The sequence below is a fragment of the Bacillus sp. EKM501B genome, assembly GCF_011800505.1.
Taxonomy (GTDB): Bacteria; Bacillota; Bacilli; order Bacillales; family Bacillaceae_G; genus Bacillus_A; species Bacillus_A cereus.
Genome location: NZ_JAALFZ010000001.1, coordinates 792,212 through 809,813 on the forward strand (window position 1 = coordinate 792,212; position 17,602 = coordinate 809,813).

Below are 17,602 nucleotides of genomic sequence, written 5' to 3' on the forward strand. Positions count from 1 at the left end.
GGAAAAAAACTATATAATAGAAAAAGAGAACGTTATAATAGAAAGGGGTTATGAAAACAGGTGGATAAACAGCAGTACGACACAATAAAATTGCAAATAAATCAAGAAAAAGAACATATTTTAAAAGAAGTGTATGAATTAACAGCTGAAAAAAGAAAAATAGAACAAAAAAAAGAATATGATTTATATGTTGTGAAATCGCGTAGTAAAGTCGTACAAACTGGGCAACGTATTATGGCTGGTATGCTTTCTTCACATACGTTTTCACCTGAAAGAATAGAAGAATGGAATCGGAAAATTAAAAAAACGGAAGGTTTTATTCAAAAAAATGAAAGTCTTTTAGAGCAAGTAAAAGAAAAAGAACGTGTCATTGATGAGATGTATCAAGAAGATTGCAAAAAGCTTGCGAAAGCACAAGAAAAGCTGGAAGAAAAAATGCTTCTGGATTTGAAAATGTGTATGAATGGATGAGGTGAATGTAGTGATACAGTCTGTATTACCGGTGCAACAAAGTTTACCTCCGCAAAAAGAAAAAGGGCTAGAAGTACAATCAAAAAATGAAGATTCTTCATTCGATCGTACGATGAGAATGGAAAATAAAAAACAGCCGCAAACGGAGAAAACGAAACGAGAAGAAGCACCAAAAGAAGAGAGAAAAGATTATATTCTTTCTAAAAAATCGGTAACGGAAGAAGAACCTATTGTAAAGAAAGAAGAAAAAAAAGAGACAGAACAGTTGTTATTAGCTGTATCTGAGCAAATGGTTGCAATTGAGCAATTACATGTGCAGCCGGAATTGTTATATCAATACATACAAAAAATACAAGAGCTATATAAAGAATATGGCAATATTAAACTTAATGAATTACCTGCAGCTGAATTACAACAATTACAAGAACTTCTTTCAAATATGAATATCAAAAATGCTATATGTTTAGAAGATACAATGCAAATGGTATTAGAAAAAATGAAGATGCCAGAGCAAGCGATGCAAGCATTGAAGGCTGTAGAAACAGAAACTTGTAATATTGCAAAGGGACAGGAAGAGTTTAAAGACGTAGATCTTCCGAAACTTGAGAGCGATGATACAAAGGTAGAGTTGCCTGAGGTTGATGCATTAAACGATTCGAGCTCTGCAGGTGCAGAATTATTAAATAAAACGACGAGTACCGAACAAGTAGGGAAATCAAATAGTGGTGCTGAGAAAGTTTCATTACCTGACTTAGGAAAGAAAATGGAAGCGCAAGTAGAAGCGTTGCAAAAATTTGTAGTGAAACAAGAACGTGTTTTATTCCAGTTAAATCCAGAAAAACTTGGTACATTAACAGTGTTTATGAAAAAACACGGAGATCAAATTGACGTTCACGTAGAAATGGAAAAACACGATGCGAAAAAACGTGTTGAAATCATTTTTGATGAATTGAGATTAAAGTTAAAAGAAAAAGAAATCAATATTCAAATTAGCTATTCAGATAAAGATGAAAATCGCAAAGAACAGCGAGAACAAGACCAAAGGCAAAAACAGAAATTAGCAAATACAAATCATGAAAAACAACAATCAACAGAATTTGCGGGATTATTGGAGGAATAAAGCGTGCCAACAGTTGGATTAAATACAACGAGTACAAATCATATTCCGTTACAAGCAGGAGCGCAAAAAAGTAATGTACCTGTTAATGGTGTACAATCGCCAGTGCAACAAAGTAATGGAGTTTCAGCAGGAGCGCAAAAGACTCCTGGGGTAATGGGGAAAGATGATTTCTTAAAATTGTTTTTATCAAGTTTCCAACATCAAGATCCATTTAATGCGATGGATATGAATCAAATGATGAATCAGACGGCGCAGTTATCTCTTATGGAACAAGTACAGAATATGACGAAAGCAGTAGATAAGCTGCAATCAACGATGTATTCAACAGCACTTGATGGTGGAATGAAGTTTTTAGGGAAATACGTAAGAGGTGTTGACGGTGACGGAAACAAAGTAACCGGTCAAGTAGAAACGGTTCGTCTTGCGGAAAATAACGATGTACAGCTCGTTATTAATAATAAAGTTGTCTCTCTTCGTTTCGTTGAGAGAGTGTCTGATAAACCGATTGGGGAAACGAACCCAGAAGACGCAAAGAAAGACGATCAAAAAGTAACTGAAGAAGTAAAAACTACAAATTTATAAGGAGTGTCCATACGTTATGATTAAAGCGTTATATACAAGTATTACAGGGATGAATGCAACACAAAATGCATTAAGTGTAACTTCAAATAATATTGCCAATGCACAAACAGTAGGTTATAAAAAACAAAAAGCAATGTTTGATGATTTACTATATAACAATTCGATTGGTGCAAAAGGTGACGGTAAATACGCAGGAACGAATCCGAAAAGTATTGGTAACGGTGTGAAAATGAGTGGTACTGTTACGGATTATAGTGATGGTACAATTACGTTAACAGGTGGCAAAACACAAGCCGCAATGGAAGGTAATGGTTTCTTCGTTGTAGGTGATTCAAAAGGCGGAAATATGGAATTTACTCGTAAAGGTACGTTTGGGATATCTTCAGATTACTATATTACGAATACTGAAGGTCAATACGTGTTTGCATACCCTGCAAATGAGGCAACTGGTGAAGTTGATTTATCTGGAATTCCAGGACCGTTGCAAATTCCAATGGGAACAGCAATTGGTGGTATTCGAACATCGAAAGGGACAATTAAAGGGAATATTCCAACTGGTGAAAAACAAATTACACAAGATTTACCTGTATATGATAATGCGGGGAATACATGGACAATGCGTGTAGAGTTTAAACAAACGAGTGAACATAACTATACATATAAAGTACAAATGCGCAATGACTCGAAAAAAGAAACAGAGTTTAAAGATGTTCCAGGTGCAGGTGGTAATATGACATTTGATGCTGTTGGAAATCCAAATCCGAAAGAGCAAGGAGCCAATATTCCATTTGATGGCGGTTCTATAAAATTAGACTTAAGCCATTTAACAAATCATCCAACAGATAAAACATTATCAGTAACAGACGTAGATGGTAGAGCAGCAGCGACGGTTAAAGATTGCCTCATTGCTGACGGTGGATACGTAATGGTAAAATATTCTGATGGAAGTATGAAATCTGCAGGTCAATTAGCTGTTGCAATGTTCCCGAACGAAGGCGGACTAATGAAAACAGGTAATGGTAACTATACAGCAACGAATACAACAGGTATTTTAGCTCTTGGTACATCTGGTCAAAACGGTGCAGGTAAAGTACGCGGTGGTGCACAAGAAGGTGCTAACGTAGATTTATCTGTAGAATTCGTTGACTTAATGTTATACCAACGCGGATTCCAAGGAAATGCGAAAGTAATTAAAGTTTCAGATGAAGTATTAAATGAAGTTGTAAACTTAATTCGATAATATATCGCATGGGAAAAATGTAATGGAGTAGAAAGGGTTTTTTATTCGTATGACAAGACAAGAGCGAATTTTACAATTGCCTTTTTTCGAAAATAAACGTGAACTTGCCGAGCAAGTATTAAAAATAGAACGAGAAGAGCATGTATATTTACCAGATCAATTTGAAATTAAGCAAGTGCCTCCGTATTCATTTGGCGAAAAACAAGCAATCATTGGCCGTATCCATGAGTTTTATTTCATAAGTGTTGGTAGCGATACTTTTTGGAAGTATCAACTGTTTAAGGATGAGATGAAGTGTCGTGAGTTTTTTGTTATGTTGCCAAATATTACGGATCAGCAGATAGCGTTTTGGTTTAATAACATAGAGTTATTGAAAAGTTCTTAAAAAGATCTAAAAAGCTCTTTTTAGGGTTGACGAGAGGACCCAGCGTTGTTTTTGAGCGGTTAGTGCCTAATAGGGCCTCGACTGGTGTGTAAGGACAAAGGTATGGAGAGTTACTAGGGTAGTATAAGAAGAGGTAAGCAAAGTTTAGTGTGGATAAACAGTTATGGTCCAGAAGAGCTCCTAGTTGTAAGAATAGAGCTATGGAGGCGTACTGAGATAATCATTTCATAGTAGGCCAGTGCCTTCTGGATAGTATGTAACAATAGATTTTTATAAAAGGAGAGGTGAGGAGGATGGCGCAAAATAAGTATCGCGTTACATTCATTTCGCCGAGTGAGGTTGAGCAGCGAACTGTAATGGCGGCAAATAGTTTGCCAGATTTAATTCGTAAAGTAGAAAGTATTATTGCAGATCCAAACGGTTATTTTGTGAATGATAAAAAAAATAATTGTTATTTTAAAGTGATTAAAGAAAATGTTACGTTTATTCAATATGAGTTACTATTTTCGGATAAGGAAATTCATATTGAAAAATTAAAACATATAGCACCGGTAGTATTAAAGCGATTATTCGAAAAAATAAATGACCCGGAATTATATGCACTTGCGCTACTTGATGTTGATATAGCAACGAAAGAATATGTGTTAGCAGAAATGAATTCTGAACTGAGAATAAGAGTAGAGACAGAGCTTTCGAAAAAATGGGAAGCAATGCCGACGGAAATTGTAGGTGCACAAGAAGTTTTATTAGAGGCACTTGCTTCGTTTATACAAGATTAATTGTTTTTTTTATAAAATGAATCGTTCGACTATCTATATTTTTTATATAGGTAGTTGACTTTTTCTCTTTTATAAAGCTTAATAATTAGATATACGGAATTAATGGAAGGGGAGCGACACCTTTATGTCACAAGCACAAAGTATTTTATTAGAAAGCGGAACAAATGAATTAGAGATTGTTACGTACACTGTTGGTGAAAACCTATTTAGTATTAATGTAATGAAAGTACGTGAAATCATTAATCCATTCCCTGTTACAACTGTGCCAGAATCTCATCATGCAGTTGAAGGTGTTGTTCAAGTACGTGGTGAAATTTTACCTGTTATTAACTTAGCGATGGCTCTTAATTTAAAGTCAACAAAGCCACTTGATCAAACGAAATTTATCATCTCAGAATTAAACCAAATGAAAGTTATTTTCCGCGTTGATGAAGTGCATCGTATTCAACGTATTTCGTGGGAACAAATTGATGAACCAGCTTCATTATCTATGGGACTAGAAGAAACGACATCTGGTATTGTAAAACTAGATGGAAAAATCATCTTACTATTAGATTATGAAAAAATTGTATGTGAAATTAGCGGCACTGGTTATGACAATAAATCAATTGCAGGATTAGAACAAAAAACAGATCGAGCTGAAAAAGTAATTTACATTGCAGAAGATTCAGCGATGCTTCGCCAAATATTAGAAGAAACATTATCATCAGCTGGATATACAAAAATGAACTTCTTCAGCAATGGTGCAGAAGCGTTAGCGCAAATTGAAAAATTAGCGAAAGAGCAAGGCGAAAAAATGTTTGAGCATATTCACTTGCTAATTACGGATATTGAAATGCCAAAAATGGATGGACATCATTTAACGAAAGTGGTTAAGGATAGTGAAGTAATGAATCGTTTACCAGTCATTATTTTCTCTTCATTAATTACAAATGAATTATTCCATAAAGGTGAAGCTGTAGGAGCAAATGCTCAAGTAAGTAAGCCAGATATTCAAGAGCTAATTGGTTTAGTTGATAAGTTAGTGCTTTAAAAGCTTCTATTTAGCCGGAATAGAAGCTCTAGCTAAGTGTTGAGCGGTCAGTGCTTAATAGAGCCCTATGCGATGTTGAGACCAGAGATATGGAGTGGTTATAGGTAAGTAGAAGAGCTGGCGTATAACATTTTTCTATTTAGTAGGAATAGAGGAACTACTTATGTAAGGAAGTTTTCAGTGCTTAATAGAGTCTCATGCGATGTGAGTTCAGAGGTATGAAGTAGTTTTAGGTAAGAAGAAGTGAGACTTTGATTGAGGATTTGAAGACTGGGTTTATAACTCTATTCTGTTAGAGAGAGGAAGGAATTAGCCAATGCTACATATGGCTAATTCCTTTTTAGTATTCTATACTTTAAGCTGGTAGAAAAATGAAAGGTTTCTTGGGTGTTTGTCGCTGTATGTGTGAATAATCTTTATTTAGAGATTTTTGATTTAAAAATATAAGCAAACGTATTTTCGATTGTTATTTTAGTAATATTTCGTGGTAACGCAAATTTTTTCGGTGAAAAAACATTCAAAATACCATATAATATAATTAAATGTAATTAATATGCAATTTTGCATATTAATAAAAAAACATTTTCCAAATTTTTATACTTTCTATACATTTTTGTATGTTTATTATTTGACAGATAATTTCGAACTGTTATAATATGGATATGTAAAAATTGCTATTTTCTTAAAAGACATGGGAGTCAGATGAGAATTGTGAAAGGATGAGGGGGAGTGGCACAGATTATGTATCACCACACAGCAATTAATGTATTAGGTCTTTTGCAAAACATGTCAAATAATAAAATGAACGATATGCAACTAGAGGTGGAATTTAAAAAAATAGAAAAAGAATTCCAAGTAAAGTATGAAGAATTAGTTGATTTACATAATAGAATGGTATTATTTCAAATAGATATAGAAAAAAATGGCGGGATGCGAGCATATGAAAAATCAGCAATTACATGGCTGAAGTCTGAACTAGAGCTACTGTATGAAGTGTATCAATTTTGTCAACGTCACGGTTTAAACATTTTAAGTATTTCAAAATACGTAAGTAAAAATGAACTAAATCTTTTTCCAAAAACAGAAAGTCAATTGCAAAATACGTATTATAAATTAAAAAAACGTGAAATACCGTTTGAAAATATTGAAAAACAAAAACCAGGACGAAAGCGAAAATATATACCAGTAAAAGAGACAATCGCTGCAAGAAAACAAGAAAACGAGTACGAATTAAAAGAAGAAATCCAGCATAAAGAGGATGAAAAAAGTCTTGTAACAGTTATATCTGGTATCGTTGATAACTTTGAAACAATTAATCAATGTAGTGAAAGGAAAGAAGACGAACTACATCAGTTTATGGAAGGTATTTATAAGCTTTCTAGCATGGCAGCAGGGCGTTCTAGAGAAGCAAAGAATACACGTAGTCTAGAAGGTGAATTGCAGTCGTTACAACTGGAAAATGAAAGGCTAAAACGAGAGAAAGAAGAGCTTGTACAAGATATTAAAGGTATGACGCAGCTTTTAATTCATTTCATTACAAGTTCTGATATCGATCAAATTCGTAAATTACCAACTTTCGTACAAGATTGTAAAATGGAATTACATAAACTTGGGCTATATAATGCACAAGACGGAAAAATGAAAATAATGGTTGACCGTAGCGGACAAGTTATGACGGTAACACAGTAATAAAATTTGGGTACAAAATAAAAGGGAGATACATAGTTTATATGTATTTCCCTTTTGTTTTGTATGGAATCGTTCCAAAGAAGGAAGATTCATTTTTATAATTGTAGTAGTTTAGAGACCATTTTCGGAATTTGGTTCGCTTGTGAAACCATACTAATTGCAACTTCAGTCAATAATTTGAACTTTAAAAAATCACTCATCTCCTGCGCCATGTCTGCATCTTCAATTCGAGATGCAGCATCTGTTAACGCCATACTTTGGCTATTTAAATTTTCAATATTAAACTGTAAACGATTTATCATTGCACCAAGGTCGGCACGATGAAGTGACACACTTTGCAAAGCCTCTTCAATTTTAAGGAGCGCCGCTCTGGCTTCTTGTTCTGTTGAAATCTTGATGTCGTGTTGTGTAGGGGAAGGGGGAATATGTTTCGTCATATTTATCGTATGATCGATATCGTCTAATGTAATAGGGCGGTTTTGACCGTCAAATACAGATAAATCATTAAACTCAGTCGTCTCGCCAATATAGCCAATTTGTTCTGTTAAAGACTGAAACTCTTTATTCAGCGAATGACGGTTTTTATTTGAATTTGTACCGTTCGCAGATTGAACGGCTAAATCACGCATACGCTGTAAAATATTTGTCACAGTTTGAAGGGCAGCTTCCGCCGTGCGAAGCATCGATATCGCATCCTCATTATTACGAATCGCCACGCGCATACCACTTGCTCGTGTATGCATACGAGTCACAATTGCAACATTAGCGGGATTATCAGAAGCATGGTTTAACTTCTTACCAGTCGCCAAATGCTCCATTGACACATTCATACGTTTTTCATTCTCATACAACGACTGCCTAGCATTCCTACTTAAAACATTCGTACCAATACGCATAATAGACACTCCTTATAGATTGATATAGTCAGTGTTCTAAAGCCAATAAAAGGTCATGAAAAGATAAAAAGGCTTATGCTTATTTGCTATTTGTGTTTTAGCATAAGAGGGGATCAAGATAAGCACTAACCGCTTCTATGCACCGCAGATGCTTTCTTCCATCAAAAAAAGAAAGTTTTATAAATAATCTATCTATATAGAAAAAAATAAACCTCTCTGCAAGCAGAGAGGTTTATTCAGGAAACTAACTCAAATGGCTTATTGTAATAATTTAGAAACCATTTGTGGAGTTTGGTTTGCTTGAGAAAGCATGCTGATACCAGCTTCGTTCAAGATTTTGAACTTAGTCATTTCAGACATTTCTTTCGCCATGTCAGCGTCTTCGATTTGAGAAGCAGCTGAAGCCATAGAAGAAGATTGGCTCTTCAGGTTGTTTACGTTAAAGTCAAGACGGTTTAATGTAGCACCTAGAGTTGCACGGTTGTCAGCAACTGTTGTTAGAGCTTTATCAATTGCAGCAACAGCAGCTAAAGCGTCCGCTTTAGAAGTATCTGGTGTTGGTGTTGGTGTTGGTGTTGCTAATTTTAAATCTTTGGCAGCAGTAAAGATTGCTTGTGCGTTAGTGTCATTCGCTGATGCTGTATAGTCATCGAAAGCTTTTTGGATATCTTTAGCTTGGTTAGAATCTAATGAAGCTGATACTTTGTCAAATTCTGCTTTAGCTGCAGCAACATCAGTGTCTCTTGATGCTGCTACAGGAGTTTCTAATTTCTTCATAGCGTTGTTAAGAGCTGTAAGGTCTACAGTAGTACCAGTACCAGTACCAGTAGTAGCATCAGCTTTACCGATAGCAATTTTATCAATTCCTAATTTTTCAAGAGTAACTGCTTTTAAATTAATACCAATTTGTTGATCAGCGCTACTTGAATCAAGTGTTTGAATCTTAACTTCGCTATCCTCTTTTAATAAGTTCTTATCGTTAAATTGAGTATTGTCTGCAATGTAAGTGATTTGTTTTTGTAATTCAACAAATTCTTTTTGTAGTGCAGATTTGTTTGAATCAGTGTTTGTACCGTTAGCTGATTGGTTAGCAATGTCACGCATACGAAGTAAGATATTAGATACTGAGTTCATTGCAGAATCAGCTGTACGGATTAATGACATACCGTCTTGCGTGTTATTAGCTGCAACACCTAATCCACTTTCACGTGCACGCATACGAGTTGCAATTGCAAGACCAGCAGCATCGTCAGAAGCGTTGTTGATACGTTTACCGCTTGATAAACGATCCATAGAATTGCTCATTTTTGATTGGTTTTGACGCATGTATTCTTGCGTACGTAAACTGTTAATGTTTGTATTAATTCTCATAATTAAGAACCCCCATTTTTTTATATTGACTTTTCTGCAAATTGAAAAACGGTAATATGCGAAAAAATCAATTTCGAGATTTATTGTAATCCCTGTCATAGCGGCTGTCAACTAAAAATTCGAATTAATAAATATAAAAAAATAACAGTTTAACAATATATTCATTTTTTTATTACATAATTATTAAAAGGATTATTGCAAACTTTAAAAAAAAACTCTAATATTAGATTATCTTTGTTTACCGAAAAGGTGATATTATGATAGTTGGAAATATAGTAAAAGAAGTGCTTGCATATAAGAAAGGGCAAATTCAGCAAAAGCTAAGTAGTCCACAAGCATTTGTTAGTAGTCGTTTTCAAGAGAAGTTGCAGAGTGAACCTGCGAAGGAGACGAAGGCTACTACGCAGCCGGCAAAAGTAGAAGATATGAGTCAGCCGGTACAATCTACGAAAATAGAAGCGGTTGTTAATAAACCGGCAGAAACTATTAATAAAGTAGAGGAAGCGAGTAAGCTTGAAGAAAAGGCTGAAACGAAGAAAGCAGATGAAGTGCAAGTTGCGCAAAAAGAGTTTGAACGACGTTTCCCAGAAACGAAAAATGAGGCCGCTGATACGTGGGAATTAACGAAGAAGTATAATATTCAAAAAATACGTTCTTCCAATGAAGGCAAGTATGAGGATATTATTGATCGAGTAAGTCGTACATATGGAATTCCAAAAACGTTAATTCAAAAAATGATTGAAGTAGAGTCTAATTTTAATCCGAAAACGGTGTCACATGCAGGTGCGATGGGTCTTATGCAGCTTATGCCAGCGAATGTGAAGGAGATGGGTGTGAAGAATCCCTTTTCACCAGCTGAAAGTATTGAAGGTGGCGTGAAAGAGTTAAGCGGTTATTTAAAGAAAAATAACGGCGACTTAGTATTGGCACTTGCTTCTTATAATGCTGGTCCTGGCAATGTGAGAAAGTACGGAGGCGTACCGCCATTTAAAGAAACGCAAGGATATATTAAAAAAATATTAAATATCGACGTTTCAAAATAAGAAGTTTCATATATAGAGAGAACATGAAATTTTCGTGAACATGATATGGGAGTTGGCTAGATTTGAAATTACAAGATGATATTCCGTTAACAATTTATTTTGAAATCGGAAATACGAAAAAGAAAATTGAAGATCTGCTTCATATTACGAAAGGTACATTGTATCGTCTTGAAAATTCAACGAAAAATACGGTGCGTCTTATGCTTGAGAATGAAGAGATTGGAACCGGAAAGATTTTGACGAAGAATGGAAAGATGTACGTTGAAATCGTTGAATTGAAAAGGTAGGGAAGGGGATTGTCATGAGTGGCGAAAAATTAAGCCAAGAGCAAATTGATGCCCTGCTGAAGGCGGTAAATGAAGGCGAGGAAATGCCAGCTTTCGCACAAGAAGCAGGAAAGCAAGAGAAATTTCAAGAGTATGATTTTAATAGACCAGAGAAGTTCGGTGTTGAGCATTTACGTAGTTTGCAAGCGATTGCTTCTACGTTTGGAAAACAGACGTCACAGACGTTATCAGCGCGTATGCGTATTCCAATTGAACTAGAACCTTCAACAGTTGAGCAAGTTCCATTTACGAGTGAGTATGTGGAGAAAATGCCGAAAGATTATTATTTATATTGCGTGATTGATCTCGGTTTACCAGAGCTTGGAGAAATTGTTATTGAGATTGATTTAGCATTCGTTATTTATATTCATGAATGTTGGCTTGGCGGAGATAGTAAGCGTAACTTTACGATGCGCAGACCGTTAACAGCATTTGAGTTTTTAACGCTTGATAATATATTCTTGCTTCTTTGTAAAAATTTAGAGCAATCATTTGAAAGTGTTGTTGCGATTGAACCGAAATTTGTAACGACGGAAACAGATCCGAATGCATTAAAGATTACGACAGCGAGCGATATCATTTCATTACTTAACGTAAATATGAAAACAGATTTTTGGAATACGACGGTGCGTATCGGGATTCCATTCTTATCTGTTGAAGAAATTATGGATAAGTTAACGTCTGAAAATATTGTCGAACATTCTTCAGACAAGCGTAAAAAGTATACGTCTGAAGTGGAAATGAAAGTAAATCAAGTGTACAAACCTGTTCACGTTGCGATTGGTGAGCAAAAAATGACAATGAGTGAGATTGAACAAATTGAAGAAGGCGATATTATTCCGCTTCATACGAAAGTTTCGGATGAATTACTTGGTTATGTAGATGGAAAGCATAAATTTAATTGTTTTATTGGAAAAGATGGAACGCGTAAGGCGCTCCTATTTAAAAGTTTTGTAGAGTAGGAGGATCCATATGAAGCATGAAGTATCTCCCGTGTCATTAATGGGATTAGAAGATTTTGCAGGAAAGCGAAATGAAGCAGGTAAAGCACATATTGATACTGTTTCAGATATTTCGATTGAACTTGGTGTAAAGCTTGGAAAGTCATCTATTACACTTGGTGATGTAAAGCAGTTAAAAGTTGGCGATGTTCTGGAAGTAGAGAAAAACTTAGGACATAAAGTAGATGTGTATTTAAGTAATATGAAAGTCGGCATCGGTGAAGCAATCGTAATGGACGAGAAATTCGGTATTATCATTTCTGAAATTGAAGCTGATAAGAAACAAGCGGCGCTTATGAAAGCGCAAAGTCAAATGCAAGATAAAGAGTAGAGGAGGAGTCATATGTCTTATATGACGACCTTATTTCAAGTCGTTTTACTGTTTGGTGCGCTCGGTTACGGTGCATATTATATGACGAAAAAGACGCGCAAACAGCAGTTTTTTAAGCAGGGTGAAAATGGCCATATTCAAGTAAAAGACGGCGTTTATTTAAATCATCAAACGAGTGCCTTTTTATTTGAAGTGGACGGAAAGCAAGTGTTCACTGTTATTAGTAATAACGGTGTGCAGTCTGTGCAATTAACCGGAACAGGAAATCAGTTTCAACAAGCACTAGAAGACGCGGTGAAGAGTGAAACGAAAAAAGTAGAGGATCCATCATGAGAATAAAGAAACAGTTATCATTATTAGCCGTTATTTTCGTATTTTCTATCGTTTTTTCAATTATTTTTGTAAATCCAGCGTATGCAGCCCCGAACGGTTTTATTAATTTCGAAAATGGAAAAGAGTTTACGAGTAATTCAAGTGTACAACTATTTGCGCTCGTTACCCTTTTATCATTATCTTCTTCTATCGTTCTATTATTTACACATTTTACTTATTTTATGATCGTTCTAGGGATTACACGTCAAGGACTTGGGGTAATGAATTTACCACCAAACCAAGTGCTTGTTGGACTTGCATTATTTTTATCACTCTTTACGATGCAGCCTGTACTCGGGCAACTGAAGAGTGATGTGTGGGATCCGATGACGAAAGAGAAAATAACAGTAAGTCAAGCTGCGGAAACGACAGCTCCTATTATGAAAGAATATATGTCAAAGCATACGTATAAGCATGATTTAAAAATGATGCTGAAAGTACGCGGAGAAGAGTTGCCGAAAGATTTGAAAGATCTTTCACTATTTACGCTCGTACCATCCTTTACGTTAACGCAAATTCAAAAAGGTTTACTAACAGGGATGTTCATTTATTTAGCGTTTGTATTTATAGATTTGATTATTAGTACACTTTTAATGTACCTCGGGATGATGATGGTACCGCCGATGATTTTAAGTTTACCGTTTAAAATACTCGTTTTCGTATATTTAGGTGGATATACAAAAATCGTCGACATTATGTTTAAAACGGTCGCCTGAAGCGTTTGATGCTATGTGATAGGAGTCATATAAATGAATACGTCACCAATTATAGATATTTTTCAAACCTTTTTTTATAAAGGGGTTATGATTTTAATGCCGGTTGCCGGCGTAAGTATGATTGTCGTTATTATCATCGCTGTCATTATGGCGATGATGCAAATTCAAGAGCAAACGCTGACGTTTTTACCGAAAATGGCGAGTATTGTCCTCGTTATTATCATTTTAGGTCCGTGGATGTTCCAAGAGTTAACGACACTTATTTTAGATTTATTTGATAAAATCCCATCGCTATTGCGTTCGTACTAAGATAGGTGAACTGAAATGAATATGGAATTATGGGCGGCAACGTTTTTTGCGTTTTGCCGCATTACTTCATTTTTATATTTTTTACCGTTTTTCTCAGGACGATCCATTCCAGCAATGGCGAAGGTTACAGTTGGACTTGCTCTTTCAATTACAGTGGCTGATCAAGTGGATGTCTCTCACATCAAGACAGTTTGGGACGTTGCAGCTTATGCAGGAACGCAAATTGTAATTGGATTATCACTTTCAAAAATTGTAGAAATGCTGTGGAACATTCCTAAAATGGCCGGGCATATTTTAGACTTTGATATCGGTTTATCACAAGCAAGTTTGTTTGATGTAAATGCGGGCTCACAGTCTACTTTACTATCAACCATTTTTGATATATTTTTTCTCATTATTTTTATTTCACTTGGCGGCATTAATTATTTCGTTGCCACGATTTTAAAGTCGTTTCAATATACAGAGGCGATTTCAAAATTGCTGACGACTAGTTTCTTAGATAGTCTACTCGCAACGCTATTATTTGCGATCACATCAGCGGTTGAAATTGCTCTTCCGCTCATGGGAAGTTTATTCATCATTAACTTTGTTCTTATTTTAATTGCAAAAAACGCTCCGCAATTAAACGTTTTTATGAATGCATACGTAATTAAAATTACGTGCGGTATTTTGTTTATTGCGATGAGTGTACCGATGCTCGGTTATGTGTTTAAAAATATGACGGATGTATTACTTGAAGAGTATACGAAACTATTTAACTTTTTCTTAACGAAGTAGGGGGACGCGCATGGCAAAGGATAATAAAACAGAAAAGGCCACCCCGCAGAAGCGTAAAAAATCGCGTGAAGAAGGGAATATTGCCCGGAGTAAAGATTTAAATAATTTATTTTCCATTCTCGTATTAGCAGTTGTCGTTTATTTCTTCGGAGATTGGCTAGGGTATGAGATTGCGAATTCCGTAGCGGTGCTGTTTGATCAAATTGGAAAAAATACAGATTCAACCGAGTATTTTTATTTAATGGGGATTTTATTACTGAAAGTATCGGCTCCGATATTAATACTCGTATACGCTTTTCATTTATTCAATTATATGATTCAAGTCGGGTTCCTATTTTCTTCTAAAGTCATTAAACCGAAAGCATCACGTATTAATCCGAAAAACTATTTTACGAGACTGTTTAGTCGTAAAAGTTTAGTAGATATTTTGAAATCACTGTTTTATATGGGATTAATCGGTTACGTCGCTTACGTTCTTTTTAAAAAGAATTTAGAGAAAATCGTGAGCATGATTGGATTTAACTGGACTGCGTCACTTACTGAAATTATTAGGCAAATTAAATTTATTTTCTTAGCAATTTTAATTATTTTAATCGTTCTTTCTATTATTGATTTCATTTATCAAAAATGGGAGTACGAGCAAGATATTAAGATGAAAAAAGAAGAAGTGAAACAAGAGCATAAAGATAATGAAGGGGACCCGCAAGTAAAAGGGAAACGAAAAAACTTTATGCATGAAATCTTGCAAGGAACAATTGCGAAGAAGATGGATGGCGCAACGTTTATTGTAAACAACCCGACTCATATTTCGGTCGTACTTCGTTACAATAAACACGTTGATGCAGCACCAATTGTCGTTGCAAAAGGGGAAGATGAGCTCGCGTTATATATACGAACGCTTGCCCGTGAACAAGAAATACCAATGGTGGAAAACCGTCCGCTTGCTCGTTCTTTATATTATCAAGTCGAGGAAGATGAGACGATTCCAGAAGATTTATACGTAGCTGTAATTGAAGTTATGCGCTATTTAATTCAGACGAACGAACTTGAAGTATAATAGCGCGTTTGGAGGAGATCTCTTTGTTTAAGATAGAGTCTGCAAGAACCTATTTTTCTATCTTTTTAGCAGCGTCATTCGTAGTGGCGCTCTTAATTCCACTTCCACCATTTATACTTGATATCATTATCGTTTTTCTACTAAGTATGTCAGTGCTTATTTATATGCGAGCGACAAGTATTAACGAGTGGGATGAATTAAAGTCATTTCCAACGATGTTGTTATTAATCGGGATTTTCCGCGTATCGATTAACGTTTCGACGACGCGAGCGATTTTGACAGATGGAAATGCAGGTCATGTTATTGAAGAGTTCGGCCAGTTCGTAATTGGCGGAAACTTATTAATTGGTATCGTTATTTTTACAGTATTAATCATATTCCAGTTTATTGTTGCAAACGGTGCGTCTCGTACAGCTGAAGTAGCAGCTCGTTTTACACTTGATTCTTTACCAGGGAAACAAATGTCTATCGATGCTGATTTAAACCAGCGTATTATTTCAGAAAAAGATGCACAAGCAAAACGAAAAAAATTAAATATGGAAACAGAGTTTTATGGGGCGATGGATGGTGCCGGAAAGTTCATTAAAGGGGACGTTATTTTCGGGATTGTCATTTTATTCGTAAACATTATTTTCGGTTTAATTGTCGGAATGATGCAGCAAGGGATGAGCTTTGCAGATGCGGCTCTTCATTATACACAGTTAACTGTCGGTGACGGAATCGTAAACCAAATTGGATCGCTAATGCTTGCAATTTCAACAGGTATTATCGTAACGCGTGTATTTGACGGCTCACCAGATACAGTAACAGAAGGTATCTTTAAAGAGTTATTAGCGCATGAAGTCGTTGTATATGCGCTCGGTGGTTTATTTATCGCAATGGGTATTTTTACTCCGCTACCGTTTCTACCATTCGCACTCGTTGGCGGAACAATTATCTTCTTAGGAATTCGTAATAAAAATCGAATAAAGAAAGAAAAAGAAGACGAGCTTCAAAAAGAAATAGAAATGATCCAAGGCGAAGATGAGCAACTGCAACAAGTAGAAGATTCATTTGGAGTATTTACGGATAAATATCCAATTATAGTAGAACTCGGTTTAGATTTAGCAGCACTTGTAAAGCAGAAAATTAACGGGGAAACAGCGCGTGATAAAGTTGTTCTTATGAGGAAGTCAATTATTACTGACCTTGGTATTAACGTTCCTGGAATTAACTTTAAAGATAATACGAGCTTTAGACCACGCGGACGTTACATTATTCGAATTAAAGGTGCGAAGGCGGCTGAAGGTGTTTTAAAATCAGGTTATTTATTAGCACTGAAAACACCAAACGTAATGGCTGATTTAGATGCAGAGCCAGCGAAAGATCCAATTTTTGGTGAAGATGGATATTGGATTTTAGAGCATATGGTGCAAGATGCACAAATGAAAGGCTATCAAGTGTTAGAGCCACTTAGCATATTAATTACACATTTAGATGTTGTCGTTAGACGTAATCTTCATGAATTAATTCAGCGCCAACATGTAAAAGACTTAATTAACTCGCTTGAAAATGATAATGGCGTTCTATTAGAAGAGATTAAGAAAAAAGAAATTGATTTATCACTTGTTCAAAATGTTATTAAACAACTTCTAAAAGAAGGTATTTCTATTCGTGATTTACCAACAATTATTGAAGGTATTATTGACGGCAAAGAAATTTATCAAAACCACGTTGATGGTGTGACATCATTTGTTCGTGAATGTATTTCAAAAGTTATTTGTGAAAATGCGAAAAATCCAGACGGAAAAATATATGCAGCGCTCTTCTCTGATTCAATTGAGTTAGATGCGGATGTTGTGAATAATTCATATCAAGGTTACTTATTAAACTGGGATTTAGATTTAGAAACACGTGTCGTTGAGCAAGTGCAGCGCGTCTTTAAGCAAGCACGTTTAATGGGAAGAGAGCCAGTGTTATTAACACGTAGAAAAGATTTTAGATTTGCGATTGTAAGACTGCTAGAACGTTATCAAGTGGAAGCACAAGTACTTTGTATTAGTGAATTAGCACCAGAAATTGTTGTGGATCAAATTGCCTATATTGAATAGTAGGGGGTGAAGTA

General features: G+C 35.5%; 20 protein-coding genes. 18 read left to right on the forward strand and 2 right to left on the reverse strand.

All coding sequences use genetic code 11. The annotated features are described in order from the left end of the window. The first annotated feature begins 60 nt into the window (after window positions 1-60). The 8 genes from HFD78_RS04175 (at window position 61) to HFD78_RS04210 (ending at window position 7,299) form a co-directional block, all read left to right on the forward strand. Entirely contained in the window at window positions 61-471 is a 411-nt protein-coding gene (locus HFD78_RS04175; protein ID WP_000360855.1) for a hypothetical protein, read from the forward strand. A gap of 10 nt (window positions 472-481) precedes the next feature. Further along, on the forward strand, window positions 482-1,591 hold the full coding sequence (locus HFD78_RS04180) for a flagellar hook-length control protein FliK (protein ID WP_116291473.1): 1,110 nt from the start codon (window positions 482-484) through the stop codon (window positions 1,589-1,591). 3 nt (window positions 1,592-1,594) lie between these two features. Next, entirely contained in the window at window positions 1,595-2,173 is a 579-nt protein-coding gene (locus HFD78_RS04185) for a flagellar hook assembly protein FlgD (RefSeq protein WP_001143461.1), read from the forward strand. A 16-nt stretch (window positions 2,174-2,189) separates the two neighbouring features. Further along, window positions 2,190-3,413, forward strand: coding sequence for a flagellar hook protein FlgE (locus HFD78_RS04190; protein WP_000588322.1), 1,224 nt, complete (start codon window positions 2,190-2,192; stop codon window positions 3,411-3,413). A gap of 49 nt (window positions 3,414-3,462) precedes the next feature. After that, window positions 3,463-3,798, forward strand: coding sequence for a DUF3964 family protein (locus HFD78_RS04195; protein ID WP_097862923.1), 336 nt, complete (start codon window positions 3,463-3,465; stop codon window positions 3,796-3,798). A 293-nt stretch (window positions 3,799-4,091) separates the two neighbouring features. Further along, window positions 4,092-4,577: a hypothetical protein gene (locus tag HFD78_RS04200; protein WP_000068301.1), complete on the forward strand. Its 486-nt coding sequence runs from the start codon at window positions 4,092-4,094 to the stop codon at window positions 4,575-4,577. A gap of 124 nt (window positions 4,578-4,701) precedes the next feature. Next, window positions 4,702-5,610 (forward strand): chemotaxis protein, encoded by a 909-nt coding sequence (locus tag HFD78_RS04205; protein ID WP_000075943.1) that lies wholly within the window; start codon window positions 4,702-4,704, stop codon window positions 5,608-5,610. Window positions 5,611-6,351: 741 nt separating this feature from the next. Continuing rightward, window positions 6,352-7,299 carry a DNA-binding domain-containing protein gene (locus HFD78_RS04210; protein ID WP_046392543.1) on the forward strand — a complete coding sequence of 316 codons (948 nt, stop codon included), beginning with the start codon at window positions 6,352-6,354 and terminating at the stop codon, window positions 7,297-7,299. Window positions 7,300-7,394: 95 nt separating this feature from the next. Here HFD78_RS04210 and HFD78_RS04215 read toward each other — a convergent pair whose 3' ends face one another. Both HFD78_RS04215 and HFD78_RS04220 read right to left on the reverse strand, forming a co-directional pair. Then, on the reverse strand, window positions 7,395-8,195 hold the full coding sequence (locus HFD78_RS04215) for a flagellin N-terminal helical domain-containing protein (RefSeq protein ID WP_097862925.1): 801 nt from the start codon (window positions 8,193-8,195) through the stop codon (window positions 7,395-7,397). A 258-nt stretch (window positions 8,196-8,453) separates the two neighbouring features. Next, on the reverse strand, window positions 8,454-9,566 hold the full coding sequence (locus HFD78_RS04220; protein ID WP_098331105.1) for a flagellin N-terminal helical domain-containing protein: 1,113 nt from the start codon (window positions 9,564-9,566) through the stop codon (window positions 8,454-8,456). A gap of 257 nt (window positions 9,567-9,823) precedes the next feature. Between HFD78_RS04220 and HFD78_RS04225 the strand changes: the two genes are divergently transcribed. The 10 genes from HFD78_RS04225 (at window position 9,824) to flhA (ending at window position 17,588) form a co-directional block, all read left to right on the forward strand. Continuing rightward, on the forward strand, window positions 9,824-10,609 hold the full coding sequence (locus HFD78_RS04225; RefSeq protein WP_000635223.1) for a lytic transglycosylase domain-containing protein: 786 nt from the start codon (window positions 9,824-9,826) through the stop codon (window positions 10,607-10,609). 62 nt (window positions 10,610-10,671) lie between these two features. After that, window positions 10,672-10,896 (forward strand): flagellar motor switch protein FliN, encoded by a 225-nt coding sequence (locus tag HFD78_RS04230; RefSeq protein ID WP_000775712.1) that lies wholly within the window; start codon window positions 10,672-10,674, stop codon window positions 10,894-10,896. Between the two features lie 14 nt (window positions 10,897-10,910). Beyond that, window positions 10,911-11,897, forward strand: a complete 987-nt coding sequence (fliM, locus tag HFD78_RS04235) for a flagellar motor switch protein FliM (RefSeq protein ID WP_000012356.1) — start codon at window positions 10,911-10,913, stop codon at window positions 11,895-11,897. 10 nt (window positions 11,898-11,907) lie between these two features. Further along, window positions 11,908-12,267 carry a flagellar motor switch protein FliN gene (gene fliN / locus HFD78_RS04240; protein ID WP_000680010.1) on the forward strand — a complete coding sequence of 120 codons (360 nt, stop codon included), beginning with the start codon at window positions 11,908-11,910 and terminating at the stop codon, window positions 12,265-12,267. Window positions 12,268-12,279: 12 nt separating this feature from the next. Further along, window positions 12,280-12,600: a hypothetical protein gene (locus tag HFD78_RS04245; protein ID WP_000121176.1), complete on the forward strand. Its 321-nt coding sequence runs from the start codon at window positions 12,280-12,282 to the stop codon at window positions 12,598-12,600. After that, window positions 12,597-13,355 (forward strand): flagellar type III secretion system pore protein FliP, encoded by a 759-nt coding sequence (locus tag HFD78_RS04250; RefSeq protein ID WP_001220582.1) that lies wholly within the window; start codon window positions 12,597-12,599, stop codon window positions 13,353-13,355. Before HFD78_RS04245 ends, HFD78_RS04250 begins: the two co-directional genes overlap by 4 nt. A gap of 33 nt (window positions 13,356-13,388) precedes the next feature. Then, window positions 13,389-13,664, forward strand: a complete 276-nt coding sequence (locus tag HFD78_RS04255) for a flagellar biosynthetic protein FliQ (protein ID WP_001098085.1) — start codon at window positions 13,389-13,391, stop codon at window positions 13,662-13,664. Window positions 13,665-13,679: 15 nt separating this feature from the next. Further along, on the forward strand, window positions 13,680-14,441 hold the full coding sequence (locus HFD78_RS04260) for a flagellar biosynthetic protein FliR (protein ID WP_001055718.1): 762 nt from the start codon (window positions 13,680-13,682) through the stop codon (window positions 14,439-14,441). 10 nt (window positions 14,442-14,451) lie between these two features. After that, window positions 14,452-15,498: a flagellar type III secretion system protein FlhB gene (gene flhB / locus HFD78_RS04265; RefSeq protein WP_097862927.1), complete on the forward strand. Its 1,047-nt coding sequence runs from the start codon at window positions 14,452-14,454 to the stop codon at window positions 15,496-15,498. 23 nt (window positions 15,499-15,521) lie between these two features. Continuing rightward, window positions 15,522-17,588, forward strand: a complete 2,067-nt coding sequence (gene flhA, locus HFD78_RS04270; protein ID WP_000472585.1) for a flagellar biosynthesis protein FlhA — start codon at window positions 15,522-15,524, stop codon at window positions 17,586-17,588. Window positions 17,589-17,602 lie beyond the last annotated feature (14 nt).